Raw genomic sequence first — 26,453 nt, forward strand, 5'->3', positions numbered from 1 at the left:
ACCCAAAATAATTCGAGCTGCATCGAGGCGGCAAGTGTTCGAGGCCCAGGGAGCTTACATAAGTAAGTGACCTGGGCGAGGACACGCAGCCAACAAAGAGGCAGCTTGAAGTATGAAGGGTATTACTTCAGCGTTTCGACCAACCCCTTCCGCTGCCCTTCCAGCGTCACCACTTTGCTACACACATCGCGGCCAAACTGCTCGAAATCTTTTTCCTGATTCTTCCACTCGTTTTGAATCGACGTCTGTAACCCGCCGAGGCTACCTAACACGCCTTGCAGCGGATTGCCGCCGCCTTTCAGAACCGCTTTTGCACCCATTTCGTTGATGCTGTCCTGCAAGATGCCGCCCATCGCCTGATTCACCAACTGTTGCCCTTCGGAGCGCACTTGATCAATCGCTTTATAGTGGAAGGTTAAACCATCCGAGCGGGTTTCAATAATACGGTTCATCTGCTGCTTGAGTTGCGCGTCGAGTTTAGTCAGACGGCCACGCATATTGCTGCTCTCGCCCACTTCTTTAGCGATGATTTTATCCAGCGCAACACGGCCCTTTTCAACACGGGTCAATGCACCGTTGTTAATCCACGGAAGATCGCTACGCAACGCTTTCTGGTAATCCAGAGCCAACTGGCGCTGCGTTGCGTTTAATGTGTGTGGCTTGCCGTTAAATTGCAGGCTGCCATCGGGGGCAATAACCAGATTGCCATTCTCACCAACAACCTGAACGGATTGCGGGTTGATTACCACGTCATCGCGAGGCGTGACGCTGCATTTATAGTCGGCCTGTGCCTGCATCGCAGTTAGTAGCAGAACGCCCATCAAAGCCTTACGAATCATAGTCACTCCTGAAAAAAAGGGCCGGTTCTCACCAGCCCATTTGTTCTATTTCAATCAATCCCACCAGACATCAAACAGATCGCTGGTGCGAACGTCTTCAGCCTTGTGATCTTCAAGCCATTTACGCACCAGAGCTTGATGCTCTTCGGTGCATTTGCCGATTTCCTGCAGGCAAATTAAGCCTTCCCAGGAAAGGTGGCCGCCGCCATCAAAAGCCAGACCATTTTTATCGATCACTTCATCGATGAATTCATCAACGATTTTATCGATTTGTTCTTCGGAGGTGCCTTCCGGGAAACGCCATGCAACAGAGAACCCCACTTCCTGGAATTCGTCGATGTGCATTTTCTTACGCAAACGACGGCTACGATTAATTGCCATTACTTTACCCTCTCGAACATTAAGTCCCATACGCCGTGACCAAGACGATGGCCACGTTGTTCAAATTTGGTCACCGGACGTGAATCCGGGCGTGGTACGTAGTCGTTAGTCTCTGACTGGTTTTGATAACCGTCGACAGAGGACATCACTTCGAGCATGTGTTCAGCATAAGGTTCCCAATCGGTCGCCATATGGAACACACCTCCCAGTTTCAGTTTGCTTTTCACAAACTCGGCAAACGGCACCTGAACGATACGGCGCTTATTATGACGCGCTTTGTGCCACGGATCAGGGAAAAAGAGCTGAACCATGGATAAAGAATTGTCAGGAACCATTTTTTGCAGCACTTCCACCGCGTCGTGACACATCACGCGCAGGTTCTCAACGCCCTCTTCATGAGCGGTCGCAAGGCATGCGCCCACGCCCGGCGAGTGCACTTCAATGCCTAAAAAGTTCTGCTGTGGATTAGCCTTCGCCATTGCCACCAGCGACGTGCCCATGCCAAAACCGATTTCCAGCGTGACTGGCGCTTCGCGGCCAAACAGCTCGGTAAAATCAACAGGCGCGTCTTGATATTCAACGCCCATCACCGGCCAATAGTTTTCCAGTGCGAATTCCTGGCCCTTAGTCAGGCGGCCCTGGCGGCGCACAAAACTACGAATCCGGCGCATTGCGCGGCCTTCTTCATTAAATTCCGGTGAGATGACGTCATTTTTCATGGTGTTCAGGCTTTCGTTAGTGTTCGGGAAACGGGCATTATCCAAAGTTAATGATGAGAAGCAAGCACCAGAAAGTTCCGGTTTACAGCACGGAGTCGTCTGTGCTGGAATCAGCCCCCTAATTTATATTCTTATCGGATGCCAGGTAACAATGACACATGCGCCGCAATTCTCCCACCAGGTTCTCGACTGGTACCAAAAATACGGCCGCAAAACACTGCCATGGCAACTCGAAAAAACGCCTTATAAAGTATGGCTGTCTGAGGTGATGTTGCAACAAACTCAGGTTGCGACCGTTATTCCTTACTTTGAGCGTTTTATGGAGCGCTTCCCGACTGTCACAGATCTCGCCAACGCCCCCCTTGATGAAGTGCTGCATCTGTGGACTGGGCTGGGTTATTACGCTCGCGCCCGAAACCTGCATAAAGCGGCGCAAATGGTGGCGAACCAGCATGGCGGTATTTTTCCGGAAACCTTTGAAGAAGTGTCTGCACTGCCAGGCGTTGGGCGCTCGACTGCGGGCGCGATCCTTTCTCTGTCGCTCGGTAAACACTTCCCGATTCTCGATGGCAACGTAAAACGCGTGCTTGCACGTTGTTATGCCATTGGAGGCTGGCCGGGTAAAAAAGATGTTGAGAAGAAACTTTGGGATATCAGTGAGCAAGTCACGCCCGCGCAAGGTGTGAGCCAGTTTAACCAGGCAATGATGGATCTTGGGGCGATGGTTTGTACCCGCTCGAAACCAAAATGCGAACTTTGCCCGGTGAATAATATCTGCGTGGCCTGGGCCAATAACAGTTGGGCCAGTTATCCAGGCAAGAAGCCTAAAGTTACAATACCGGAACGCACCGGCTATTTACTGATGATGCAGCACCAGGACAGCGTACTGCTTGCCCAGCGTCCACCGGTTGGTCTGTGGGGTGGCTTGTACTGTTTCCCACAATTCGAAACCGAAAATGAACTGCGCGACTGGCTGGCACAACACCAGATTCCAGCAGATAATCTCACGCAATTAACCGCCTTCCGCCATACATTCAGCCACTTCCATTTGGACATCGTCCCAATGTGGCTCCCAGTGCCTTCATTTAGTGGGTGCATGGATGAAGGAACAGCTCTCTGGTATAACTTAGCGCAGCCACCGTCCGTAGGACTGGCCGCCCCTGTAGAACGTTTATTACAGCAATTGCACGCCGAGCCGGTAGTCGTAAAAGCGGCCCGAGCCGTTGAAGAGGAATAATGATGAGCAGAACTATTTTTTGTACTTACCTACAACGTGACGCAGAAGGCCAGGATTTCCAACTTTATCCAGGCGAACTTGGCAAACGTATTTATAACGAAATTTCTAAAGAAGCGTGGGCGTTATGGCAGGCAAAGCAAACCATGCTGATTAACGAACGTAAAATGAGCATGATGAATCCAGAGCATCGCAAAGAGCTGGAAGCTGAAATGGTCAACTTCCTGTTTGAAGGCAAAGAAGTCCACATCGAAGGCTACACGCCGCCAGAAAAATAAAAATACGAGGGCCATCGGCCCTTATGCAAACCAACAAGCACAAGCATACGTATACACGGAACGATGAAAAAATTTCTCGCGCTAGCTCTGGTTGTCCCGTTGCTCATCTCCTGTTCGAGCAAAAAAGATGATTCCTATAACGAGGCCTTTGTTAAGGACACTAATGGTTTCGATATTTTGATGGGGCAATTTGCTCACAACATCGAAAATATCTGGGGTATGAAGGAAGTGTTGATTGCGGGTCCAAAAGACTACGTAAAATATACTGACCAGTACCTGACACGTAGCCACATCAACTTTGACGACGGTACGATTACCATTGAAACCATTGCTGGCACCGATCCTGCGGCGCACCTGCGCCAGGCGATCATCACTACTTTGCTGATGGGTGACGATCCTGGTTCTATCGATCTTTATTCCGATGCCAACGATGTGTTGATCTCCAAACAACCGTTCCTGTATGGCCAGGTTGTTGATAACACCGGTCAGGCAATTCGCTGGGAAGGCCGCGCTGCCAAATTTGCTGACTATCTGCTGCAAACTCGCCTGAAAAGCCGTAGTACCGGGCTTAAAATTGTTTATAGCGTGACTATCAATCTGGTACCAAACCATCTTGATAAACGTGCACATAAATATATCGGCATGGTGCGTAAAGCATCGAAGAAGTACGGTGTCGATGAATCGTTGATTCTGGCCATTATGCAGACTGAATCAAGCTTCAACCCATACGCAGTAAGCCACGCAGACGCGCTCGGTTTGATGCAAGTTGTACAGCACAGCGCAGGGGTTGATGTATTTAAATCTCAGGGGAAATGGGGCAAGCCAAGCCGCAGCTACTTGTTTGATCCTGAAAGCAATATCGATACGGGTACTGCTTATCTGGCCATTTTGCAAAATAGCTACCTGAGTGGAATTGATAACCCAACATCACGTCGCTACGCTGTGATAACTGCTTATAACGGCGGTGCGGGTAGTGTTCTGCGCGTGTTCAACAACGACAAGAACCGTGCCTACAACATTATCAACAGTATGGATCCGGGCGATGTGTATCAGACTCTTACTACACGCCACCCTTCAGCGGAATCACGCAACTATCTATACAAAGTGAATACCGCACAGAAGAGTTACCGCCGACGCTAATTTCTGATGCTTGTCCTATCTCCCACCAGCCGTTTCTACGGTGGGAGATATCACTCTCCCTCCGGTTTATCGCCTGATTGCGCAAAAAGTGTAACCTAAATCACTATTCTCGAATGCAATTCGAAGATGTTTTCATTTATTTGCTGAATGTACCAAAAATTACTTCACGGCACTGCTAATGTTACTTTCACAACATATTTCATGTCATATGTTAGAAATGAAACATTCAACACCAAAATCCTGTGAGGAAATTTACATGAACCTTAAGCTGCAGCTAAAAATACTTTCGTTTCTGCAGTTCTGCCTGTGGGGGAGTTGGCTCACTACGCTCGGCTCCTATATGTTCGTCACCCTCAAGTTCGATGGCGCAGCTATCGGCGCGGTGTACAGTTCGTTAGGTATTGCGGCGGTATTCATGCCGACGTTACTCGGCATTATTGCGGACAAATGGGTTAGTGCGCGCTGGCTCTACGCGGCTTGCCATATTGTCGGTGCCATCACCTTGTATTTCGCCGCACAGGTCACAACGCCAAGCGCGATGTTCATCGTCATTCTGCTGAACTCGCTGGCCTATATGCCAACGCTTGGGCTGGTGAACACGATTTCTTACTATCGCCTGCAATCAGCGGGAATGGACATCGTCAGTGACTTCCCGCCGATCCGTATCTGGGGAACCATTGGCTTTATCTTCGCCATGTGGGGCGTGAGCTTCTCAGGCTTTGAACTGAGCCACATGCAGCTTTATATCGGTGCAATCTTATCTGTGGTGCTGGCGTTGTTCACTCTGACGCTGCCGCATATTCCGGTTGCCAACGCGCAGAAAAACCAGAGCTGGAGCTCAATGTTAGGGCTGGATGCCTTTGCGCTATTCAAAAACAAACGCATGGCGATTTTCTTCATCTTCTCCATGCTGTTAGGCGCCGAGCTGCAAATTACCAATATGTTCGGCAACACCTTCCTGCACAGCTTTGACCAGAACCCACTGTTCGCCAGCAGCTTTATTGTCGAACATGCGTCGGTGCTGATGTCTATTTCGCAGATTTCTGAAACCGTATTTATCCTGACGATTCCGTTCTTCCTGATTCGTTACGGCATTAAAAACGTGATGCTTATCAGTATCGTGGCGTGGATGCTGCGCTTTGGTCTGTTTGCCTTTGGCGACCCATCACCAATGGGTACTGTGTTGCTGGTGATGTCGATGATCGTCTACGGCTGTGCCTTCGACTTCTTCAACATTTCCGGTTCAGTATTCGTTGAAAAAGAGGTGAGACCAGAAATCCGTGCCAGTGCACAGGGCATGTTCCTGATGATGACTAACGGTTTTGGTTGCATCCTGGGCGGGATTGTCAGCGGTAAAGTGGTGGAGAACTACACTACGGCGGGGATTACCGATTGGCAAAGCGTATGGCTGATTTTCGCCGGTTATTCACTGGTGCTGGCCTTCGCCTTCGTCGCCCTGTTCAAATATAAACATGTCAGGACGCCAGCGGCCATTCAGCCAGCAGTCTGATAGTTCAGGGATTGCTTCAATAACCTAAATAATTCGAGGTGCAGGCAGGCGACCAGACCGTTAGTCCCCAGGAGCATAGGTAACTATGTGACTGGGGTGCACGGGTGCAGTCAACACACCTGCAACTTGAAGTATGACGGTTATTTCATCATATATCCGTACAAACGCTTAATTCCGTCGGCATCCGTTTCGCTATACACGCCCTGCAACTCCGGCGAGAAGCCCGGCAACATATTCACGCCCTCTTCAAGCGCCAGGAAATAACGCAACGCGGCACTGCCCCAGACTTCGCCTGGCACCACACAAAGCACGCCCGGTGGGTACGGCAACGCTCCCTCCGCTGCAATACGCCCTTCTGACTGACTCAGGCGCACCAGTTCCACATTGCCGCGAATAAACTCGCTGTTGGCATCCTGTGGGTTCATGGCAACGGCAGGGAAACTGGCTTTACGGAACATCGCTTTTTGCAGATCCTTCACTTCAAAGCTGACGTAAAGATCGTGCATCTCCTGGCAAAGTTGACGCAGCGTGTAGCCTTTATAGCGTTGGGAATACTTCTGATAGATCGTCGGCAACACATCCACCAGCGGCGTATCATCTTCAATATGCTGTTCAAATTGCGCTAGCATCGCTACCAAATGCGCCATCTTCTCCGCACTTTCCGCAGGTGTCAGCAGGAAAAGAATTGAGTTGAGATCTGCTTTTTCGGGGACAATACCGTTTTCACGCAGGTAGTTTGCAAGAATCGCGGCAGGTACGCCGAAGTCTGTATATTGCCCAGTTTGGGGATCGATCCCCGGCGTAGTCAGCAGCAGCTTGCAAGGATCGACAAAGTATTCATCCTGCGCATAGCCTTCAAAACCATGCCACTTCTCACCCGGCTCAAAGCTAAAGAAACGGCGTTCCTGGGCAATTGCTGTAGTTGGGTGATCCTGCCACGGTCTGCCCGCAACTACCGGTGGAATAAACGGTTTGATCATCTTGCAGTTAGCGATGATCGCTTTGCGCGCTTCAATACCTAGATCGACACACTCAGCCCACAGGCGGCGGCCGCTCTCCCCTTCGTGAATTTTCGCATTCACATCAAGAGCCGCAAACAGCGGGTAGAACGGACTGGTTGAAGCGTGAAGCATGAAAGCATTGTTCAGCCGCTTGTGTGGGCAAAAACGCGCTTGCCCGCGCAAATGGTTATCTTTCTTGTGGATCTGCGAAGTTTGCGAGAATCCAGCCTGCTGTTTATGCACCGATTGCGTAACAAAAATGCCTGGATCATTTTCGTTAAGATCCAACAGCAGTGGCGAGCAATCAGCCATCATCGGGATGAATTGTTCATAACCGACCCAGGCTGAATCAAACAAAATGTAATCGCAAAGATGGCCGATGTTATCCACTACCTGGCGTGCGTTATAAACCGTGCCGTCATAAGTACCGAGCTGGATAATTGCAAGACGGAACGGGCGTTTTTGCTGAGCACGTTCTGGTGCAACTTCTGCAATCAATTCACGCAGATACTTTTCATCAAAGCAGTGCGCGTCTATTCCACCGATAAAACCAAATGGGTTGCGAGACGCCTCCAGATAAACCGGCGTCGCCCCCGCCTGAATCAATGCACCGTGATGGTTTGATTTATGGTTATTACGATCGAATAGGACCAAATCGCCACGGGTCAGCAACGCATTGGTCACGACTTTGTTTGCAGCCGAGGTACCGTTTAAAACGAAGTAAGTTTTATCGGCATTAAATACTTTGGCGGCAAATTTCTGTGCATGTTTGGCCGATCCTTCATGAATCAGCAGATCCCCGAGTTTAACGTCGGCGTTGCACATATCAGCGCGGAATAAATTCTCACCGAAGAAATCATAGAACTGCCGCCCTGCCGGGTGCTTTTTGAAAAACTCACCATGTTGGTGGCCCGGGCAGGCAAAAGTGCTGTTTTCCATCGCGACATATTTCGTCAACGTATCGAAAAACGGAGGAAGCAAGCCTTCTTCATAATCTGTTGCGGCGGTTTCGAGCTCCAGATAGTCCTGCGCTTTGCCGGTGATCAGTCCCGTAATACCTTCCTGCTCGCCTGACCATGCATCAGCCTCTAGAAAAACGGGTATCGAAAAACCAGTCCGTTTTAGCAACGCAAGAATACCGCTGCGGCTATCGGCTACAGAAAGAACAACAGCGGCAATATCGGTGAAGTCTGTGCTATCAAGCGCAACCACTTCACGATGCGTGGACAGAGTTGCAACCACATCGTGGCTGGCGGCAATTTTTAAAGATTTCATATGCACAAATCCCAGAGGTCAAGGATGAGTGAGTGCCTTATGGCACAGCAAAGGGAGCATTCCCCGGCGAATGTGTCTTGATGGTCTGAAGGATAATACCCACTCCGACCGCCAGACATCAGTAAAAACAGGCATCGCCTGATTTTACTGATGTCCTACAGTGAAGGTGCGTTGCCCTCACCGCATGGTGAGCAAGGGTCTTCGGGATACGAACGAGAGGTGAACGAGCGCCATCGAGAGATGTCGGTAAACATTGACTATAAACATCAATAAGCGCCCCGTTGCAGATGTGTGAAAAACCGCGCAATCATGGCACCTTCTGACCTGTGGTTCAAGACAGCGCTGCTACCTGGAGCACATTATTCGTGCAAACGCACGGCTTATTAACACAAAACCGTTGACGCCAAACGGCCTTTACGGTTTAATGCGCCCCGTTGCCCGGATAGCTCAGTCGGTAGAGCAGGGGATTGAAAATCCCCGTGTCCTTGGTTCGATTCCGAGTCCGGGCACCACATTTAGAAGAACCCGCCTATGGCGGGTTTTTTGCTTTCTGGGATTCGGACTCTCCATCGAACTTGGTTCGATTACTCGTCGCATCCATGCGACTCGCCCTGCGGGCCAGCGCAAGCGCTGTTCAAAAACGTTCCCGACGTTTTTGTCAGAGTCCGGGCACCACTATTTAAAGAAACCAGCCTAAGGGCTGGTTTTTTGCTTTATGGGATTCAGGAATTCAACTTTTCGCCGTATTCACCACTTGCCCGAACCCCTTCCCTTCAAGCTCTGCTTCTGGAGCCGCAAAAAAATCAATATTGAAATATGTGTCTTCGGTAAGCAGTTCAATACGGTGCCAATATTGCGGCGGGCTTACGCCAAAATGACCTTCCTCAATAATCACTTCTATCTCAGCAACGGTGTCATTTTCATTTTTGAAGCCGATATATTTGACCGCTCCTGCCATTACAGACAGACGCCCATAAACATTTTTTTTGGTGTTGTGATGGGTGAGCAAAGCTTTAGGAACCGAGTCTTTGTTCCAGAATGGAGTTGAACGAGTGTGTTTGTAATCTGCCGGGATACGAGCTGCCATAGTGTTCTCCAGAAATAAAAAGTATCTGGATGATAAAGAGCAACATGCATGCCACTTATTTATCACATTGTATTTAAAGGAATTATTAAAAAAGCAGTGACTAATAAAGTCATTATGACAATAAAAAAACGGTCAAAATGACTGCATTGAGTCATTTTGACTATTTCAGGTATTAGCGCACGTTACCCGTGGGTGGGCTATATATTTGAAAGATTCAGTTTTGGATTTCTCCTCATGATGCGGCTAACAATGATCCTGCTTGGTGTTGATTTCCTGCGCTCCCACTGGCGCGGGCTGCGCCGTTTCGGCTGGGTTACGCTAATTGCCGGCGTGGTGATATTCATTGATGCGCTGGATGGTACGCTGTTCTTCCCTATCGAACCTTTTGCCTGCTTAATGCTGGTCGAAGGATGTGCGACGCTGATGGTTGCTCATAGCGGTATGGGCGGGCAGCGTGTGCTGCGCTACGTAAAAGGTGGGGCATTTACTGTCGCTGCGCTGTTGATTCTGGCGGGTCACCATGACGGAAACTTCGTATTAGCAATGATCTTCGGCATGCTATTTATGTTTGATGGTGCGCTGCAAATTGCCTCTGCATTAGTGGTGCGCTATCGGCGCTGGCGGCCAGCTTTATGGGGCGGAATTGTCGAAATCGCACTGGCAATATTCTTTTTCCAGCCCTGGCCCTCGCACTATGCAGGTACGGCTCCTTACTGCCTCGGACTGGGCCTGGCTTTTGCGGGCTGGAATATGTTTATCCTCGCTAACCGCGTTAAAAGCGCCGCTGCAAACCCTGGGCTTAAAGGTGCGGTCTTTATGGAAGAAGCTGATGTTCCGCCGCTTAAGGTCGTGGAATGGGACGGGCCACCGGGTGACGATGAAAAAGCACTGACAGTTCATGTCTGGACACCTGCTGGCTCAGCCCCGAGCGAGACAATTCCCCGCCCAGTGATTAGCCGTTATATCGCCGCAGTCGACCGCAACGGGGTTATCTCAACCGGCCATGCAGCCATTGAGTCCCCAGGTGGAATTTACATCAGCCTCTACCCTGCCGAGCTAATTGACCAATCGCCCGACGAGTTCGCCCGCCTGTTGCGCGCAACCCCGGAAAACAACGTTGCAGGATTATTTCAGCCAGATTATGCGACTGAGGCCGCAAAGTGGTGCCCATCCACAAGAAAAGTGCGTATCCGCAATTACAACGAAGCAAAGCTGAAAGCATTCTGGGAGAGTTATCGCCAGAATGAGTCCTACAACCTGACGTACCGCAATTGTTCCAGCAGTGTAGCGCGAGCTTTAGAGGCCGCGCTCGAAGGGTCAGTTGGACGATTGTGGCACAAACGAGGGTTCTGGATGGCAATGGGGAAACTGATGTCTACCCCAGAGCTTTGGGTGGCGTTACAACTACGCAAACGAGCTGAAACCATGGCCTGGACACCGGGCCTGGTTCTGGATTACGCCCGTGCCCTGAGTATGCTTGCCGACCCACGACCAACAGGTTGGTTTAACACCACAAGCCGGGCGCTGAAAAAGATGTTTAACCGCCGTATTGCCTGGGGAAAAGGGAAAAGCGGCGAAGAGGCCGCTGAAGAGTAGCGCTAAACACCTGCCACTAATTTTGCCGCGGCACGGCGATGACGAGAAATCAGATCCGGCACATCAAGACCGATGATATTACCCTGTGTCACGCGCCACTTCCCGCCGACCATTACATGTTCAGCCTTTTCCGCGCCGCATAACAACAGCGCGGAGATGGCATCATGACTGCCGCTAAAACGCAGTTCATCCTGAGCAAACAAGGCTAAATCAGCCTGCTTCCCAACGGCAATTTCACCGATATCAGTGCGCCCGATGAGTTTCGCTGAACCTTGCGTCGCCCAACCCAGCACCCGCTGCGGAGTAATGGCTTCAGCGCCATAACGAAGGCGTTGTAGATAGAGTGCCTGCCGCGCTTCATACATTATGTTTGAAGCATCGTTAGATGCAGATCCATCCACGCCAAGCCCCACTGCGGCACCTGCATTTTCTAAATCCACTGTCGGACACATGCCTGATGCCAGGCGCATATTGGAAACCGGACAATGGCAAACGCCAACTCCCGCACGCCCAAGCCGTTGAATCTCACGCTCATCAAAGTGAATACCATGTGCAAGCCAGGTTCTGTCATTAAGCCAACCTACGCTTTCCAGATAATCCACAGTTCGTAGGCCGAAACGTTGCAGGCAGAAGTTCTCTTCATCCAGTGTTTCAGCCAAATGAGTATGCAAACGCACATCTTCTTTCTGAGCAAGTTGGGCGCTGTCGCGCATGATTTCGGTAGTTACGGAAAACGGTGAGCATGGCGCGAGGGCTATTTGTAGCCACGCTCCTTCCCCGCGCTGATGGTAGCGTTTAATCAACCGTTCGCTGTCGCGTAAGATTGTCTCCGCCTGCTGTACGGTGTGCCGTGGAGGCAAACCGCCTTCGTCTTCACCAAGGCTCATCGAGCCACGCGTTAACACCGCACGCATCCCCAGTTCGCCAACCACATCCACCTGCACATCAATCGCCTCTTCCATTCCCTGCGGGAAAAGATAGTGATGATCCGTGGTGGTAGTGCAACCAGAAAGCAGCAGCTCTGCCATTGCGACTTTGCTGGCAAGAGCCAAGGCTTCAGCATCGAGACGAGCCCAAATGGGGTAAAGCTGCTTTAACCACGGGAATAGTGGCACGTTAACCACCGGAGCCCAGGCGCGAGTCAGAGTTTGGTAGAAATGATGATGTGTATTGATAAGGCCGGGCAGCAGGACAAGATCGCGGGCGTCGAACACCGTATCGCAAGGCACGGAAGGCTCGCCACCAGCAGGAATTAATTCGCTGATAACCGCACCTTCAATCACCACGCCACCGGAGGCATCTTGTGTATTAGCGGTAAAAACTGCGTTGGGTTTTTTGATCCACAAACGTTGTGCAGTCATAACTGGCTCCTGAAAATGAAGATAAAGGGAAGCCAGCTCAGTTATGGCCTGTCTGCTGATCCAGGCATTGCTCAGGCAATTGACGCCATTCTACCCAGGAATTTTGAGCAGTATTATCGCATTTACTTATGGGGGGTTTTGACAGGAGCTCTTGGATGAATTGAAGCTTCGCTGAGTATCTCAACGAAGCTTTTTACTTACTGGGCTATTTTGCAGCCGGTCCACTCGCTTTAACGGCGAAATCTGGCAGTTTTGGGAATTCTAGTTTTGTAGTTTTAAGCTTCTGGGTCAGATCGGCACTGACATCCAGTTCTGGTGAAACTGACATCGCTACTTGTGTCGGTAAAATCACGCCAATTTTCTTGTCGTTACGGTAAGCATCGGTCGCACTCTTCAATGCAGCCATCACCACATTACGCGCAGCTTGTTGCTGCCCTTTCCATTGTTGTGTAAGAACATTTCTATCCGCTTTTCGCGCGGCATCAACTTTATTCGCAGGCATACTGATGTAATTCTTTTCAGCCAATTGCTGACCCTTGTGCAAACTTTCATTCACAGCTTTGAGGTGATCCTGCTCTTGCTTCAGCAAACCAGAATCTACTAAGACCATTTCTACATTTACAAATTTCACTGACGCTTCTCCTGCTTGTTTTGCATCACAACCTATGAGCATCGTACCCGCAACAAGGACCACCATTACTGCACCCGCCATACGGTGAATTAAATTTCTTTTCATTTAATAACAATCTCGTTGGAAATAAGAATATAAATCTCATGGACTTATATTCAAACCAAATACATTAATACGATCTCATTCATTGAATACATAAGTTAGAATGAATATTTCAAAAAGAATGGCCATAATAATGTTGGTGAAAGCAAAATAAAACCTCAGAAATATTATTTATATTCAGCCAATCATTTTTAAACGCCGAGCCGTTTCATAATGATCCATCCAGTAACGGTTAGCCAGTGAGGAAATGGTTACTCCCACGCTGCTTGAGGCATGGATAAACTGGTTATTACCGACATACACGCCAACATGGCGGGTGCCCGGAGAAGTTTGAAAAAAGACTAAATCGCCTGGTTTAAGCTTTTCTTTATTGACGTGCTCACCATTTTGAATTTGCTGAGTTGTGGTTCTTGGCAAAGACTTGTGGAAAGAATCACTAAAAATATGCTGCATGAGTGCAGAGCAATCCACACCTTTATGTGTGGTACCACCAAAACGATAGTGTGTACCTTTCCAATTGGAAAATTCAGCCAATATAGCGGACCTGATATTATTAGAAGTTGTTTTTCTATCATCCTTTATAAATGAGGCATGCTTAGAAAACACATCTTTATTAGAAAGGTTTTTAACCCCTAATGATGCAAATTCCTTTGGCATATTAAAAGCAAAGGAATTTGCACTAATAACTAAAGGGATAATTAAAAGTGAAGCGGTAATGATTTTTTTAAACAAATACATGAGTCATATCTTTTTTGAAGGCAAATACTGTATTACTGAATCTTCAGCAACGTGGCGAACAACTCCTTTTGGGTGAGCAAATAATAAACAGTGCTGAGTGTTAATCCAGCAGATAATCAGTCCATTTTTAGATTTGGCTTTTTTTAGTTTAAAAAACAGCCTGATATCAAATCAGCCTAATTGGCAAAATGCACTATACATTCTCAAGACAGACTTCCGGTCTCTGAAGATGCGGCCATACCAAAGCAACCAACGCGGGGTAAGCATCATGACTGAACTCATCAAAGCACTGGCGTAAATTCAGCAGTTCGATATCAGCAAAAGGTACCTTCTCCCCCTCGGAACAGCGCTTTCTGAGATTATCGTAATAGCGGTAGATGGCAGAGTGTAAATCACTACAACGCCGCTGAGCGTTAAAGAGTGTCAGGTCAGCGCTAAGTTCGTCAATATGCATCCGTTTGATAGTGGCATGATTGAAATCCACATATTCATGGCTCACTCGCCAGTAATAATCAGGCGTTATTTTTAACATTAACTTAGCAAAATAATCTTCACGCTCGTCAATTTCAGATAAATTTAATTTAGGGATACTAGCGGGGGTTAATTTAACTTTGGGATGCGATATCTCATGCATCAGCACCAGTACTACGCACAGCAATAACAATATTAATACAATTGAATAAAAGACGCTTTGCATGGGAACTCCTGTTTTTTTTATAGTAATTTTGAGGCAACATATAGTCAACCTGGCATCTGTTAACCGTAAAAATTTATTCCATTGATATAAAAGGACATCTCTAATGCTGCCCAACAACCTGGTGCCAGTGACCTTTCCTGTCTCTCAGGCTGATATTGCCGGATCAGAAGAACATAGCGCTCTAACGCTAAATCCTCAGGATAATCTTTTAGTTCTGGAGAAAACGATTCTGAGCGCTCCTCATTATGCTGGGCAAGCGAAAAATACATTGCTTGAAGAGAACGACCGGCATTTAAAAGATCGTTTGTTTTATGCAGTGAAAATTGAAGCGATAGTGACAGTATTAAATGAACTCATAGAGCAAGAAAAAATCAACTCAGCCGATCTGCAAATGCTAATAGAAGATAAAAAATTGCAGATAAGTCACCATTCACAGCAAATCTGGGTCAATCAGTTAACTCAGGAAAAAAGCTGGCCTCTGTTTTATTCTCTGGATGAGTAATGCCAATGTCAGAATTGCAATTTCCCCCAGTTCAAACGGCCGCACCATCTGACGATACCGCGTCTGATAATACGTTATTACGTGAAAATATTGCCGCGCTGGTACAGATTAAAAATGAAAATATTGCTCGCATCGCGCAAGGTCAGATCAATATCACTGCGGCATTAGTTGAACAAAAATGGCATAACCGCCATCAAATTTACCTATATCGTGTGAAAGATGAGATTTACGGCGCAGTTCTCAGCGAGATCATCAGCCACCATCCCGGGTTTAAAACCGAAGTTCTGGCTCGACTAGAGGCGGTGTATCAGAAGTTGAGAGATGAAGAAGCACAAACACTCTCACGTACCCGTGCATTGCTGGAAAACAGCTACAAAACTCCGCACTTATAAGATTTCTGGAGCGCATGCGAAAAGCAGGCGCTCTTCTTTGGCGACATAAATACGCTTACGAACCGGTTATCAGGCCAGACGAAATACTGAGATTGCCTGCTGCAAATCATCAGCTTGTTGCTGTTGTTGGCGCGCAGCCTGTACGGTTTGCGCAGTATGTTCCACGTTATACCTCACGCTTTCATCGATACTGGCGATGCTCTCATTCATTTGCCTGATGCTGATGCTTTGCTGTCCACTCATATCAGAAAGCTCTTCCACCAACTGTGCCAACGCATTGATGGAACCAATCACTTCACGCATGGTTTGCCCAGCGTTCTCCACTTGTACCGAGCCTGTCCGAGTACACTCTACCGATACGCTTATCAACTGACGTATGTCTTTGGCCGCATTTTCGCAACGTAACGCCAGTGTGCGTACTTCGGCAGCCACCACCGCGAACCCTCGACCATGAGCACCTGCCCGGGCTGCTTCAACGGACGCGTTTAGTGACAGAATATTAGTCTGAAAGGCAATGCCATCGATGAGTTCGAGAATATTGCTGATGTGGTCAGACTCTTCGCGGATTTGATCCATAGTGTGTGTGGCAGCATCAATACTGACTCCACCTTTGCTGGCGAGATTACTTGCCTGAGTGGCAAGCATTCTGGCACTTTGCGCTTTGTCACTAGTCGCGACTGCGGAGGAGCTGAGTTGTTTCATAGCACTGGCTGCAACGGCCAATGCGGCGGCCTGCTCGTCAGTACGTTTAGACAATGCGGCATTACGTTGGATGATACTTTCCGAAGCTGTGAGTACTGATGCCACACCAGCGCGCACCTGGCTTAGCGTGTCTCTCATCGTGGTAAGCGTAGTATTAAAGGTTTGAGCAAACGGCGTGCGGCTTTCTCTTTCACTACGCGTAAGGGTCAGGCAACCCGGCTGGCGGTTAATCTGCGCCGCCAGTTGCGCGACTTCGCTGGCGGAACGGGCATCGTCTGCCATTCGCAATGCCATATAAATCAGGATTGCCGTTTGCGCCACCACAAAAATGGCATGGAATACCACCATATGAATGCCGGGATGCATAAAGCAAGTGATACCAAATAAGTCATTAGCTTGCAGCCAGGCAAATAATACATGGTGAAGCGCTGCAACCATCGCCCCTATTAATAATGGTCGATAATCGCGATAAGCTAATAATGCTGATAGCAATACAAAAACCGAAAAGTGATATTCAGTTTCACCGTCACCTAATTGAATGAGCAATGCGGCAAAACCGATTAATGTGAACGCATAATACAAGCGGGTAAATAGCTTACCGGGTAGTAATACTTTGATAATACTGGAACTCAACGCAAGTAAACTGCCCACTACCAGCGCCACCGGTAGCGCATCATAAGCCCACCCCACCGCCAGTGAAATAACAAACATTCCCCACACGACCCAAAACATTAAAACATCAGCATGCAGATAAATGTTTCTCAGAGACACCACGTCGGGCTGTTTATTGCCGGTATGCAAAACAGTCATCGTTGCCATTTGGTTATCCACGCTTCTGTTATCAGATATTTTCAGGACGGAATAATCCCGCATATACCCAAAATAATTCGAGTTGCAGGTAGGCGGCAAGGGAGCAAATCCCCAGGAGCTTACTTAAGTAAGTGACTGGGGTTTGTGAGTGCAGCCAACACCCCTGCGGCTCGAATTATGACGGGCATAGAAATAGCATAGATAAACATTGTTTCATCGCGAATAAGTTTCACACGTTATCAATAATACGTTCGTGTGATTTTAAAATTTGAATTAAGTCAGACGGGAATGCGGACAAAAGAAAAACGGCCCGTTAGTTGAGCTAACAGGCCGTTGTAAGAGCATGCAAAACTTATTTGGCGGCAGTGACTTCTTGTCCCACCAACCCGATCTTCAAATACCCTGCCTGATGCAGCGTATCCATCACGTTCATCATGGTTTCGTAATCAACCGTTTTGTCTGCGCGGAAGAAAATCGTGGTGTCTTTCTTGCCTTCGGTCGCCGCCATCAGCGTGTTAATCATGCTTTCTTTGGTCACTTCATCGTTACCAATAAACATGGTTTTGTCAGCTTTGACGGACAGATAGACGGGCTTTTCCGGGCGCGGTTGCGGCTGGCTTGAAGATGCAGGAAGGTTAACCTTCACATCCACTGTCGCAAGCGGTGCGGCCACCATGAAGATAATCAGCAGTACCAACATGACATCGATAAACGGCGTCACGTTGATGTCATGCATTTCGCCGTTATCATCGTGGTTTTCGTTAAAACTCATTGCCATGGGATCAACCTACACGCAGTTTCTGAGCGGTACGTACTGGGCGAGACTGAGAGCTAGCCGCTAAATCCAGATCACGACTTTGCAGCAGCAGAACCTGAGCAGCAACGTCACCCAGAGACGCTTTATAGCCGCCAATCACTCGGGCAAAGACGTTATAGATAACAACCGCAGGAATCGCTGCAACCAAGCCAATAGCCGTTGCCAGCAACGCTTCTGCGATACCAGGTGCAACAACCGCCAGGTTAGTGGTCTGCGACTGAGCAATCCCAATGAAGCTGTTCATGATGCCCCAGACCGTACCAAACAGGCCGACGAATGGAGAGATCGCACCGATGGTCGCAAGGAAGCCGTTACCGCGTCCCATGTGGCGACCCGCTGCCGCAACACGGCGCTCAAGGCGGAAACCGGTACGCTCTTTAATGCCTTCGTTATCTTCGCTGCCTGCGGAAAGCTCCAGTTCGTTCTGTGCTTCGTTGATAAGCATAGTGCTGAGGCTTTTCGAATCAAACGTTTCGGCCATTTCACTGGCTTCATCCAGAGAGCGGGCATTAGCCAGTTGCTGCTGTTCACGCTTAAGACGGCGCTTCTGCGATGACAGCTCAACACTTTTGCTAAAGAAGATTGCCCAAGTGACGACAGAGGCCATAATCAGGCCGATCATCACAATCTTTACCACGATGTCGGCATGTTGATACATGCCCCAGACAGAGAGGTCTGTCTGCATCAAATTATTCGTCACTCTTACTCTCCACCACGAAACAATACAAAAACTGGTCGTAATAATATCAAAACGGCATCGAATTGATAGTAGTTCTCATTAGTATTTAAAGAGTGCCTTAAATTGTCTATGCATTCCTTGCGCTTACGCAGCAAAAAGATGATAAGTTAGATTTAGACATCCAGATGGTTAAACAGGGTAAAGTGAACATGACTGCGAAGAAGCACATTGAAACGGCGCTGGTTAATGCCGGGCGCGATAAAAAATTCACCCAGGGTTCGGTTAACAGCGTCATTCAACGCGCTTCCTCGTTGGTTTTTGAAACTGTTGAAGCCAAAAAGCAGGCGACGGCTAACCGCGCGAAAGGCGAACTTTTTTATGGTCGCCGCGGCACCCTGACCCACTTCTCTTTACAAGAAGCAATGTGCGAGCTCGAAGGTGGTGCGGGTTGTGCGCTTTACCCTTGTGGCGCCGCAGCCGTTGCCAATGCGATTCTGGCGTTCGTCGAGCAAGGTGACAATGTGCTGATGACCGGCTCCGCTTACGAGCCCAGCCAGGACTTCTGCACCAAAATCCTCGCTAAACTCGGTGTGAGCACCACCTGGTTTGACCCAATGATTGGCGCAGGCATTGCTGAACTTGTGCAACCCAATACTAAAGTCGTATTTCTGGAATCGCCCGGCTCTATCACAATGGAAGTACATGACGTTCCAGCCATTGTACAGGCGGTACGCAGCGTTGCCCCAGACGCCATCATCATGATTGATAACACCTGGGCGGCAGGCATTCTCTTTAAGGCGCTGGATTTCGGTATCGATATTTCGATTCAGGCCGGCACCAAATACCTGATTGGCCACTCGGATGCGATGGTTGGTACAGCTGTATCAAATGCACGTTGCTGGGATCAGTTGCGCGAGAACTCTTATCTGATGGGGCAAATGTTGGATGCCGATACCGCTTATATGACGAGCAGAGGTCTACGCACTCTTGGTGTTCGCCTGCGTCAACATCATGAAAGTAGTCTGAAAATTGCCGAATGGCTGGCACAACACCCGCAGGTTGAACGTGTTAATCACCCTGCACTGCCCGGCAGCAAAGGGCATGAATTCTGGAAACGAGACTTTACAGGTAGCAGCGGCTTGTTCTCATTTGTGCTGAAGAGTCGCTTAAATAACGAGCAATATCAGCACTACCTGGATAATTTCCACTATTTTAGTATGGCCTATTCCTGGGGCGGCTATGAATCGCTTATCCTAGCCAACCAACCGGAAGAACTCGCAGAGATCCGCCCGGCTGGCGGGGTAGACTTCAGCGGGACGCTAGTACGCATTCACATTGGCCTGGAAAATGTTGACGATCTCATCGCCGATCTTGAAGCAGGTTTCCAGCGGATCGCCTAAAATTGCCAGAAGTGGACGCCCATAAGGACAGTTTTTGCTATCCCATAATGATTTGTTGAGCCTGTGATCAAGATGTCGCAGGCTTTTTAGCGTTACACTAAGTTCCTAAAACTAAGGTGTGCCTAATCTAACTACTGTAGATTCAGGCCTGCTCAATAAAGCGGTTCCACAGGATTTGCCATGGCTGTTATACACAATATCGTTCAAGCGCTTTGGCAACATGACTTTGCTGCACTCGCGGACCCTCATGTTGTTGGAGTGGTTTATTGCGTCATGTTTGCGACGCTGTTTCTCGAAAATGGATTACTGCCCGCCTCGTTTTTGCCAGGTGACAGTCTGCTATTACTCGCAGGAGCGCTAGTGGCAAAAGGGGTTATGAATTTCGTCCCGACAATCGTTATTTTAACCGCGGCAGCAAGCCTCGGTTGCTGGTTGAGCTATGTGCAAGGCCGCTGGCTCGGCAATACCCGGGTGGTGAAAAGCTGGCTGAAACAACTTCCACCGCAGTATCACGAGCGAGCGACGGTGATGTTTGACCGACACGGTTTATTCGCTTTGTTAGCTGGCCGTTTTTTGGCGTTTGTGCGCACACTGCTGCCAACCATGGCGGGCATTTCTGGCCTTAGCAATCGCCGCTTCCAGGTATTTAACTGGTTTAGTGGGTTGTTATGGGTTGGTAGCGTCACCAGCCTGGGTTATGCCCTGAGCATGATTCCATTTGTGAAACGCCACGAAGATCAGGTGATGACCTGCCTGATGATTCTGCCGATGGTTCTGCTGGTCGCAGGTCTGGTAGGCACACTATTTGTGGTTATCAAAAAAAGATTTAACCCCGCATAAAAATTACAGAGTGGATAATGCGAAATTATCCACTCTGTAAGCTTCAGCTTAAATGACTCGCATACGAGCGGCATCTTCACCCGGAGTCACCCCAAAGTAGCGTTTAAACTCGCGGCTAAACTGCGAAGCACTTTCATATCCCACACGAATAGCCGCAGCGCTAGCTTTCACCCCATCATGCAAAATCAACATTCGCGCTTTATGCAGGCGGTAGCTTTTGAGGTATTGCAGCGGCGAAGTACTGGTCACCGACTTAAAGTTATGGTGAAACGCAGAGACGCTCATATTCGCTTCAGCGGCTAGTTGGTCCACTGAGAGGTTCTCGGTGTACTGCGTTTCAATACGACGCAACACACGGCTAATCAGGCTGAAATGCGTCTGCCGGCTAACCAATGCCAGCAGCGCCCCGCCACACGGCCCAATTAAAATGTGGTAGAGAATCTCGCGAATGATCTGTTTTCCCAGAATTCGCGCATCAAGCGGGTGTTCGAGCACGTCCAGCAAACGCTCGGCGGCACACAGGATCTCTTCGGAAATCTCGGCTGAGTTAATCCCTGTTGAGTTGTTATGCGGATGCGATAAATCATCCTCGCCAATATCCATAAGCAAATCCTGAAGCTGCAAGATATCGATATTAATTCGCAAGCCCGCCAGTGGCATTTCAGGTGAGGCAAAGGTTTCACATTCAAAAGGCAGTGGCACCGTTAATAGCAGATATTCATTAGCATCGTAGCGAAACACACGATCGTTCAAATAACCCGTTTTTTGCCCTGAAAAGAGAATAATGATTCCCGGCTCATACATTACTGGCGTGCGGGCATAGGGTTTAGTGCCATACAATAAAGTGACATTTGGTAATGAAGAAAGACCACTATTTTCTTTTTGTATCAAATAATTAATCTTGTTTGTTAATTGCTGGCAAATCTCTTCCCGCTTCATTCCCTTCCGCTCCACAAGGCTTTTATGACGTGATAAGTCTGCGACTAATTTATATTTTTCTCCAGAGGTAAGTAGAAATAGGCAAGACAAAGGCAGGAATAAGCATTGAGAGATAGCCAGCCGAAGCCGACAATGGCTACCATCAAATTCGATAAGTATTGTCTCTAACGATCCAAACCACAGGAATCAAATAATGAACAACTTCAACCTACATACCCCAACTCGCATCCTGTTTGGTAAAGGCGCTATTTCCGAATTGCGCGCACAAATTCCTGCTGATGCCCGCGTATTGATCACCTACGGCGGCGGCAGCGTGAAGAAAAACGGCGTGCTGGACCAGGTTTACGCCGAACTCAAAGGGCTGGATGTACTGGAGTTTAGTGGTATTGAACCTAACCCGACTTACGAAACGCTGATGAAAGCGGTAGAAGTTGTGCGCCAGCAGAAAGTCACTTTCCTGTTAGCGGTCGGTGGCGGTTCTGTGCTGGATGGCACTAAATTCATCGCCGCAGCAGCCAACTATCCGGCTGATATCGATCCATGGAATATCCTGCTAACTCATGGCAACGATGTGAAGAGCGCAATCCCAATGGGTTCTGTTCTGACGCTGCCTGCGACCGGTTCTGAATCCAACAAGGGTGCCGTAGTTTCTCGCCGTGAAACAGGCGACAAACAAGCGTTTATGTCTGAACACGTTCAGCCTGTATTCGCGGTACTTGACCCGGTTTACACCTACACTTTGCCACCGCGCCAGGTTGCAAACGGTGTAGTCGACGCCTTTGTTCACACCGTTGAGCAGTACATCACTTACCCAGTGAACGCCAAGGTGCAGGACCGTTTTGCCGAAGGTATTCTGTTAACGCTGGTTGAAGACGGCCCAATTGCACTGAAAGAGCCAGAAAACTATGACGTGCGTGCCAACGTAATGTGGGCGGCGACCATGGCATTAAACGGCCTGATCGGTGCCGGCGTACCGCAGGACTGGGCGACTCACATGCTGGGTCATGAACTGACTGCGATGCACGGCCTGGATCACGCGCAGACTCTGGCGGTGGTTCTGCCATCTTTGTTGAATGAAAAACGTAACGAGAAACGCGGCAAACTTCTGCAATACGCTGAGCGCGTGTGGAATATCACTGAAGGTTCCGAAGAAGAACGTATTGATGCGGCAATTGCTGCAACCCGTAATTTCTTCGAGCAAATGGGTTCCCCAACTCGCCTGTCTGCCTATGGTCTGGATGGCAGCACCATCCCGGCTCTGTTGGTAAAACTGGAAGAAAAAGGCATGACTAAATTAGGTGAGCGCCAGGACATTACTCTGGACGTAAGCCGTCGTATTTACGAGGCAGCACGCTAAGTAATTTAGCCATTTTTTTCACGTTTCTGAGTATTTGGTCCAGACTTAAATGCAATTGTTACACCGGAAGCCCCTTCCGGTGTATCGCTTATTAAGGAGGAATACATGGCAAATCCAACAGTAATCAAGCTTCAGGATGGAAATGTAATGCCACAATTGGGGCTCGGTGTCTGGCAAGCCAGCAACGATCAAGTCCTGATTGCCATCGATAAAGCGCTGGAAGTCGGCTATCGCTCCATTGATACCGCTGCGGCGTACAAGAACGAAGACGGCGTGGGCAATGCACTAAAACAGGCTGGAATTGCGCGCGACGAACTGTTTATCACCACCAAACTGTGGAATGACGATCAGCAAAGGCCACGTCAGGCGCTGGAAGACAGCCTTGAAAAGCTCCAGCTCGATTACGTCGATCTGTATTTGATGCACTGGCCGGTGCCGAGCAAAGATCACTATGTTGAAGCCTGGAAAGGTATGATTGAGCTGCAAAAACAAGGGCTGGTCAAAAGCATTGGCGTCTGTAATTTCCAACTCAACCATCTCCAGCGTCTGATTGATGAAACGGGCGTCTCGCCGGTTATCAACCAGATTGAACTCCACCCACTGCTGCAACAACGCCAGCTTCATGCCTGGAATGCGACACATAAAATTCAGACCGAATCCTGGAGCCCACTGGCTCAGGGCGGAGAGGGTGTGTTTGATAAGAAAATCATCCGTGACCTTGCCGATAAATACGGTAAAACCCCGGCACAGATTGTCATTCGCTGGCATCTGGATAGCGGGCTGGTTGTGATTCCGAAATCGGTGACCCCATCGCGTATTGCTGAGAACTTTGACGTGTTTGATTTCCGTCTTGATAAAGACGAGTTAAGCGAGATTGCGAAGCTGGATAATCATAAGCGTCTGGGACCAGACCCTGATGTGTTTGGCTCGTAAAACTGTTTCATAGTGTCGGATGGCGCTTACGCTTATCCGATCCAGGAAAGATATTGTAGCGCCAGGGCGGATGTCGTTTGCGACATCCGCCCTGGCTGTTTCACTACAATCCTTAAGCCGGGCGTTTCCTGCTTGTAGGCTTTGATACAACTTTAGGTGCAGGTCTTGCACCAGTAGCCGCTTTAGCACCAGCAATAGGTTTAGCACCAGCTGTAGGCTTCGCGCCAGCAACAGGTTTAGCACCAGCCGTAGGCTTCGCACCAGCAACAGGTTTAGCACCAGCCGTAGGCTTCGCACCAGCAACAGGTTTCCCACCGGCAGCAGGCTTAGTGTCGCCAGGTGCACGACGCTGATGTGTCATTGGCGTATGTTTCGTCAATGCTGGACGCGCTCCACGGTTATAACGGCGCGCTTCACGCATCTCTTCAATCGTTGGCGAAGGCACCAGGCACTCACGGCGGCCACCAATCAGGTGCTTTTTACCCATCGCTTCCAGCGCTTCACGAATCAGCGGCCAGTTGGCTGGATCATGGTAACGCAGCAACGCTTTATGCAAGCGGCGCTGACGATCGCCTTTCGGCACCACCACATCTTCACTCTTATAACCAATCTTACCCAACGGGTTCTTGCCGGTGTAATACATGGTGGTCGAGTTCGCCAGCGGCGACGGGTAGAAGTTCTGCACCTGATCCAAACGGAAGCGGTTCTTCTTCAGCCACAGAGCCAGATTCACCATGTCTTCATCACGCGTACCCGGGTGCGCAGAAATAAAGTAAGGAATCAAATACTGCTCTTTACCTGCCTGTTTGGAGTAAGTATCAAACAGCTCTTTAAAGCGCTGATAACTGCCCATACCCGGCTTCATCATCTTAGATAGCGGCCCTTCTTCGGTATGCTCCGGAGCAATCTTCAGATAACCACCAACATGGTGCGTCGCCAGCTCTTTGATATAACGTGGATCTTCCACTGCGATATCGTAACGAACACCGGATGCGATCAGGATCTTCTTAACCCCTTTAATCTCACGGGCGCGGCGATACAAGTTGATCGTCGGCTCATGGTTGGTGTCCATGTGCGGGCAAATGTCCGGATACACGCAAGACAAGCGGCGGCATGTCTGTTCCGCACGCGGCGACTTACAGCGCAGCATATACATGTTGGCGGTTGGGCCACCGAGATCCGAAACCACGCCAGTAAAGCCTGGAACGGTATCGCGCATCGCTTCAATTTCGCTAATGATCGAATCTTCAGAACGGCTCTGAATGATGCGGCCTTCGTGTTCGGTAATGGAGCAGAATGAACAGCCACCGAAACAGCCACGCATGATGTTCACTGAGAAACGAATCATCTCATAAGCAGGAATTCGCGCCTTGCCATAGGCAGGGTGCGGAACGCGCTTGTAAGGCAGTGCAAATACGCTGTCCATCTCTTCAGTGGAAAGCGGGATGGCTGGCGGGTTAATCCAGATATAACGGTCACCGTGTTTTTGCATCAACGCACGAGCACAACCTGGGTTGGTTTCATGGTGCAAAATACGTGAAGCATGCGCATACAGCACTTTGTCATTTTTGACTTTTTCAAAGGACGGCAGCAACACGTAGGTTTTTTCCCACGGCTTCATCGGCGCTGGTTTAACCACGATAGCCTGAGCTTCGTTAATTGGCTTATCCGGTTTACCGGTTTCTGCACACGGCAAATCTTCACCGTAAGGGTGTGGAATCGGGTCGATACGGCCAGGCATATCCAGACGCGTAGAATCCACACCAGACCAGCCCGGCATCGCTTCTTTACGCATCATGGCGGTGTTACGCACATCGCAAATTTGATCGATTTTCTCGCCCATTGCCATGCGGTGAGCCACTTCTACCAGCGGGCGCTCGCCGTTGCCGAAAATCAGCATATCGGCTTTCGCATCGACCAGGATTGAGCGACGAACGGTATCAGACCAGTAATCGTAATGCGCGGTACGGCGCAGGCTCGCTTCAATGCCACCAAGAATGACGGGCACATCGCGCCAGGCTTCTTTACAACGCTGGGTATAAGCAAGCGACGCACGATCCGGGCGTTTACCCGCCACGTTATCTGGCGTGTAAGCATCGTCATGGCGCAGCTTACGATCCGCGGTGTAGCGGTTGATCATGGAGTCCATGTTGCCTGCGGTCACACCGAAAAACAGATTCGGTTTGCCAAGACGCATGAAGTCTTCTTTAGTATTCCAGTCTGGTTGGGCAATGATGCCCACGCGGAAGCCTTGGGCTTCCAGCATTCGGCCACAGATCGCCATACCAAAACTTGGATGGTCAACGTAGGCATCTCCGGTAACCAGAATGATGTCACAGCTATCCCAACCTAACTCGTCCATTTCCTTGCGTGACATGGGTAAAAATGGTGCCGGGCCGAAACAGGCTGCCCAGTATTGTGGCCACGAAAAGAGTTCGCGATCGGGCTGGATCAAGCTAATAGAGCTCATAATGCTTCCGAAAAATGAATAAA

25 protein-coding genes and 1 tRNA gene are annotated in these 26,453 nt (G+C 49.2%); 12 read left to right on the plus strand and 14 right to left on the minus strand.

Translation table 11 applies throughout. From position 1 onward, the window contains the following. Positions 1-122: 122 nt before the first annotated feature. From LVQ77_RS17950 to trmB, 3 genes are read right to left on the minus strand one after another with little or no spacing between them, the layout of a single operon-like run. Positions 123-839, minus strand: coding sequence for a YggN family protein (locus LVQ77_RS17950; RefSeq protein WP_232905149.1), 717 nt, complete (start codon positions 837-839; stop codon positions 123-125). A gap of 54 nt (positions 840-893) precedes the next feature. Next, positions 894-1,220 carry a YggL family protein gene (locus LVQ77_RS17955; RefSeq protein ID WP_064516156.1) on the minus strand — a complete coding sequence of 109 codons (327 nt, stop codon included), beginning with the start codon at positions 1,218-1,220 and terminating at the stop codon, positions 894-896. Further along, positions 1,220-1,939, minus strand: a complete 720-nt coding sequence (gene trmB / locus LVQ77_RS17960; RefSeq protein WP_232905150.1) for a tRNA (guanosine(46)-N7)-methyltransferase TrmB — start codon at positions 1,937-1,939, stop codon at positions 1,220-1,222. The genes LVQ77_RS17955 and trmB overlap by 1 nt, the downstream gene beginning before the upstream one ends. A gap of 151 nt (positions 1,940-2,090) precedes the next feature. Between trmB and mutY the strand changes: the two genes are divergently transcribed. From mutY to LVQ77_RS17980, 4 genes are all read left to right on the plus strand, one after another. Then, the gene (mutY, locus tag LVQ77_RS17965; protein ID WP_232905151.1) at positions 2,091-3,176 is read left to right on the plus strand and encodes an A/G-specific adenine glycosylase; all 1,086 of its coding nucleotides are present in this window, start codon (positions 2,091-2,093) and stop codon (positions 3,174-3,176) included. 2 nt (positions 3,177-3,178) lie between these two features. Continuing rightward, positions 3,179-3,451, plus strand: a complete 273-nt coding sequence (locus LVQ77_RS17970) for an oxidative damage protection protein (RefSeq protein ID WP_034460971.1) — start codon at positions 3,179-3,181, stop codon at positions 3,449-3,451. Positions 3,452-3,514: 63 nt separating this feature from the next. Beyond that, the gene (mltC, locus tag LVQ77_RS17975; protein WP_064516152.1) at positions 3,515-4,591 is read left to right on the plus strand and encodes a membrane-bound lytic murein transglycosylase MltC; all 1,077 of its coding nucleotides are present in this window, start codon (positions 3,515-3,517) and stop codon (positions 4,589-4,591) included. A gap of 256 nt (positions 4,592-4,847) precedes the next feature. After that, on the plus strand, positions 4,848-6,101 hold the full coding sequence (locus tag LVQ77_RS17980; protein WP_232866357.1) for a nucleoside permease: 1,254 nt from the start codon (positions 4,848-4,850) through the stop codon (positions 6,099-6,101). Positions 6,102-6,241: 140 nt separating this feature from the next. On the opposite strand, the gene LVQ77_RS17985 is transcribed toward LVQ77_RS17980, so the two are convergent. Further along, entirely contained in the window at positions 6,242-8,377 is a 2,136-nt protein-coding gene (locus LVQ77_RS17985; protein WP_232905152.1) for an ornithine decarboxylase, read from the minus strand. A 436-nt stretch (positions 8,378-8,813) separates the two neighbouring features. Between LVQ77_RS17985 and LVQ77_RS17990 the strand changes: the two genes are divergently transcribed. Beyond that, positions 8,814-8,889 (plus strand) — tRNA-Phe (locus LVQ77_RS17990). Between the two features lie 218 nt (positions 8,890-9,107). On the opposite strand, the gene LVQ77_RS17995 is transcribed toward LVQ77_RS17990, so the two are convergent. Beyond that, entirely contained in the window at positions 9,108-9,464 is a 357-nt protein-coding gene (locus LVQ77_RS17995; RefSeq protein ID WP_232866354.1) for a TehB family protein, read from the minus strand. 234 nt (positions 9,465-9,698) lie between these two features. On the opposite strand from LVQ77_RS17995, the gene LVQ77_RS18000 reads away from it, so the two are divergent. Further along, on the plus strand, positions 9,699-11,060 hold the full coding sequence (locus LVQ77_RS18000) for an HdeD family acid-resistance protein (RefSeq protein ID WP_232905153.1): 1,362 nt from the start codon (positions 9,699-9,701) through the stop codon (positions 11,058-11,060). 2 nt (positions 11,061-11,062) lie between these two features. On the opposite strand, the gene LVQ77_RS18005 is transcribed toward LVQ77_RS18000, so the two are convergent. The 4 genes from LVQ77_RS18005 to LVQ77_RS18020 form a co-directional block, all read right to left on the minus strand. Next, positions 11,063-12,421, minus strand: a complete 1,359-nt coding sequence (locus LVQ77_RS18005; RefSeq protein WP_232905154.1) for an 8-oxoguanine deaminase — start codon at positions 12,419-12,421, stop codon at positions 11,063-11,065. Between the two features lie 205 nt (positions 12,422-12,626). Then, complete coding sequence (locus tag LVQ77_RS18010; RefSeq protein ID WP_232866348.1) at positions 12,627-13,157, minus strand: OmpH family outer membrane protein; 531 nt, start codon at positions 13,155-13,157, stop codon at positions 12,627-12,629. Positions 13,158-13,331: 174 nt separating this feature from the next. Further along, positions 13,332-13,892, minus strand: a complete 561-nt coding sequence (locus tag LVQ77_RS18015; RefSeq protein ID WP_232905155.1) for an NlpC/P60 family protein — start codon at positions 13,890-13,892, stop codon at positions 13,332-13,334. 193 nt (positions 13,893-14,085) lie between these two features. Then, positions 14,086-14,589 carry an ESA_00282 family adhesion-associated protein gene (locus tag LVQ77_RS18020; RefSeq protein WP_232905156.1) on the minus strand — a complete coding sequence of 168 codons (504 nt, stop codon included), beginning with the start codon at positions 14,587-14,589 and terminating at the stop codon, positions 14,086-14,088. 103 nt (positions 14,590-14,692) lie between these two features. Here LVQ77_RS18020 and LVQ77_RS18025 point away from each other — a divergent pair, with 103 nt between their 5' ends. Both LVQ77_RS18025 and LVQ77_RS18030 read left to right on the plus strand, forming a co-directional pair. Further along, positions 14,693-15,091 carry a hypothetical protein gene (locus tag LVQ77_RS18025; RefSeq protein WP_232905157.1) on the plus strand — a complete coding sequence of 133 codons (399 nt, stop codon included), beginning with the start codon at positions 14,693-14,695 and terminating at the stop codon, positions 15,089-15,091. Next, the gene (locus LVQ77_RS18030) at positions 15,091-15,483 is read left to right on the plus strand and encodes a cytoplasmic protein (RefSeq protein WP_232905158.1); all 393 of its coding nucleotides are present in this window, start codon (positions 15,091-15,093) and stop codon (positions 15,481-15,483) included. The genes LVQ77_RS18025 and LVQ77_RS18030 overlap by 1 nt, the downstream gene beginning before the upstream one ends. Before the next feature lie 69 nt (positions 15,484-15,552). On the opposite strand, the gene LVQ77_RS18035 is transcribed toward LVQ77_RS18030, so the two are convergent. From LVQ77_RS18035 to exbB, 3 genes are all read right to left on the minus strand, one after another. Continuing rightward, the gene (locus LVQ77_RS18035; protein ID WP_232905159.1) at positions 15,553-17,004 is read right to left on the minus strand and encodes a methyl-accepting chemotaxis protein; all 1,452 of its coding nucleotides are present in this window, start codon (positions 17,002-17,004) and stop codon (positions 15,553-15,555) included. Between the two features lie 343 nt (positions 17,005-17,347). Further along, positions 17,348-17,773, minus strand: coding sequence for a TonB system transport protein ExbD (exbD, locus tag LVQ77_RS18040; protein ID WP_232866215.1), 426 nt, complete (start codon positions 17,771-17,773; stop codon positions 17,348-17,350). 4 nt (positions 17,774-17,777) lie between these two features. Further along, the gene (gene exbB, locus LVQ77_RS18045) at positions 17,778-18,512 is read right to left on the minus strand and encodes a tol-pal system-associated acyl-CoA thioesterase (RefSeq protein ID WP_151994909.1); all 735 of its coding nucleotides are present in this window, start codon (positions 18,510-18,512) and stop codon (positions 17,778-17,780) included. 188 nt (positions 18,513-18,700) lie between these two features. On the opposite strand from exbB, the gene metC reads away from it, so the two are divergent. Both metC and LVQ77_RS18055 read left to right on the plus strand, forming a co-directional pair. After that, positions 18,701-19,891 (plus strand): cystathionine beta-lyase, encoded by a 1,191-nt coding sequence (gene metC / locus LVQ77_RS18050; protein ID WP_232866217.1) that lies wholly within the window; start codon positions 18,701-18,703, stop codon positions 19,889-19,891. Positions 19,892-20,071: 180 nt separating this feature from the next. Further along, complete coding sequence (locus LVQ77_RS18055; RefSeq protein ID WP_232866219.1) at positions 20,072-20,731, plus strand: DedA family protein; 660 nt, start codon at positions 20,072-20,074, stop codon at positions 20,729-20,731. Between the two features lie 48 nt (positions 20,732-20,779). On the opposite strand, the gene LVQ77_RS18060 is transcribed toward LVQ77_RS18055, so the two are convergent. After that, a complete protein-coding gene (locus LVQ77_RS18060; protein WP_151994906.1) occupies positions 20,780-21,670 on the minus strand; it encodes an AraC family transcriptional regulator in 891 nt (296 codons plus the stop codon). Between the two features lie 193 nt (positions 21,671-21,863). Between LVQ77_RS18060 and yqhD the strand changes: the two genes are divergently transcribed. Both yqhD and dkgA read left to right on the plus strand, forming a co-directional pair. Then, the gene (gene yqhD / locus LVQ77_RS18065) at positions 21,864-23,027 is read left to right on the plus strand and encodes an alcohol dehydrogenase (RefSeq protein ID WP_232905160.1); all 1,164 of its coding nucleotides are present in this window, start codon (positions 21,864-21,866) and stop codon (positions 23,025-23,027) included. A gap of 105 nt (positions 23,028-23,132) precedes the next feature. Next, the gene (dkgA, locus tag LVQ77_RS18070; protein WP_232905161.1) at positions 23,133-23,960 is read left to right on the plus strand and encodes a 2,5-didehydrogluconate reductase DkgA; all 828 of its coding nucleotides are present in this window, start codon (positions 23,133-23,135) and stop codon (positions 23,958-23,960) included. 112 nt (positions 23,961-24,072) lie between these two features. On the opposite strand, the gene LVQ77_RS18080 is transcribed toward dkgA, so the two are convergent. Continuing rightward, complete coding sequence (locus tag LVQ77_RS18080) at positions 24,073-26,430, minus strand: YgiQ family radical SAM protein (RefSeq protein WP_503489116.1); 2,358 nt, start codon at positions 26,428-26,430, stop codon at positions 24,073-24,075. Between the last annotated feature and the right edge of the window lie 23 nt (positions 26,431-26,453).

It is taken from the genome of Buttiauxella cochleicola (assembly GCF_021282435.1).
GTDB classification, from domain to species: Bacteria; Pseudomonadota; Gammaproteobacteria; order Enterobacterales; family Enterobacteriaceae; genus Buttiauxella; species Buttiauxella massiliensis.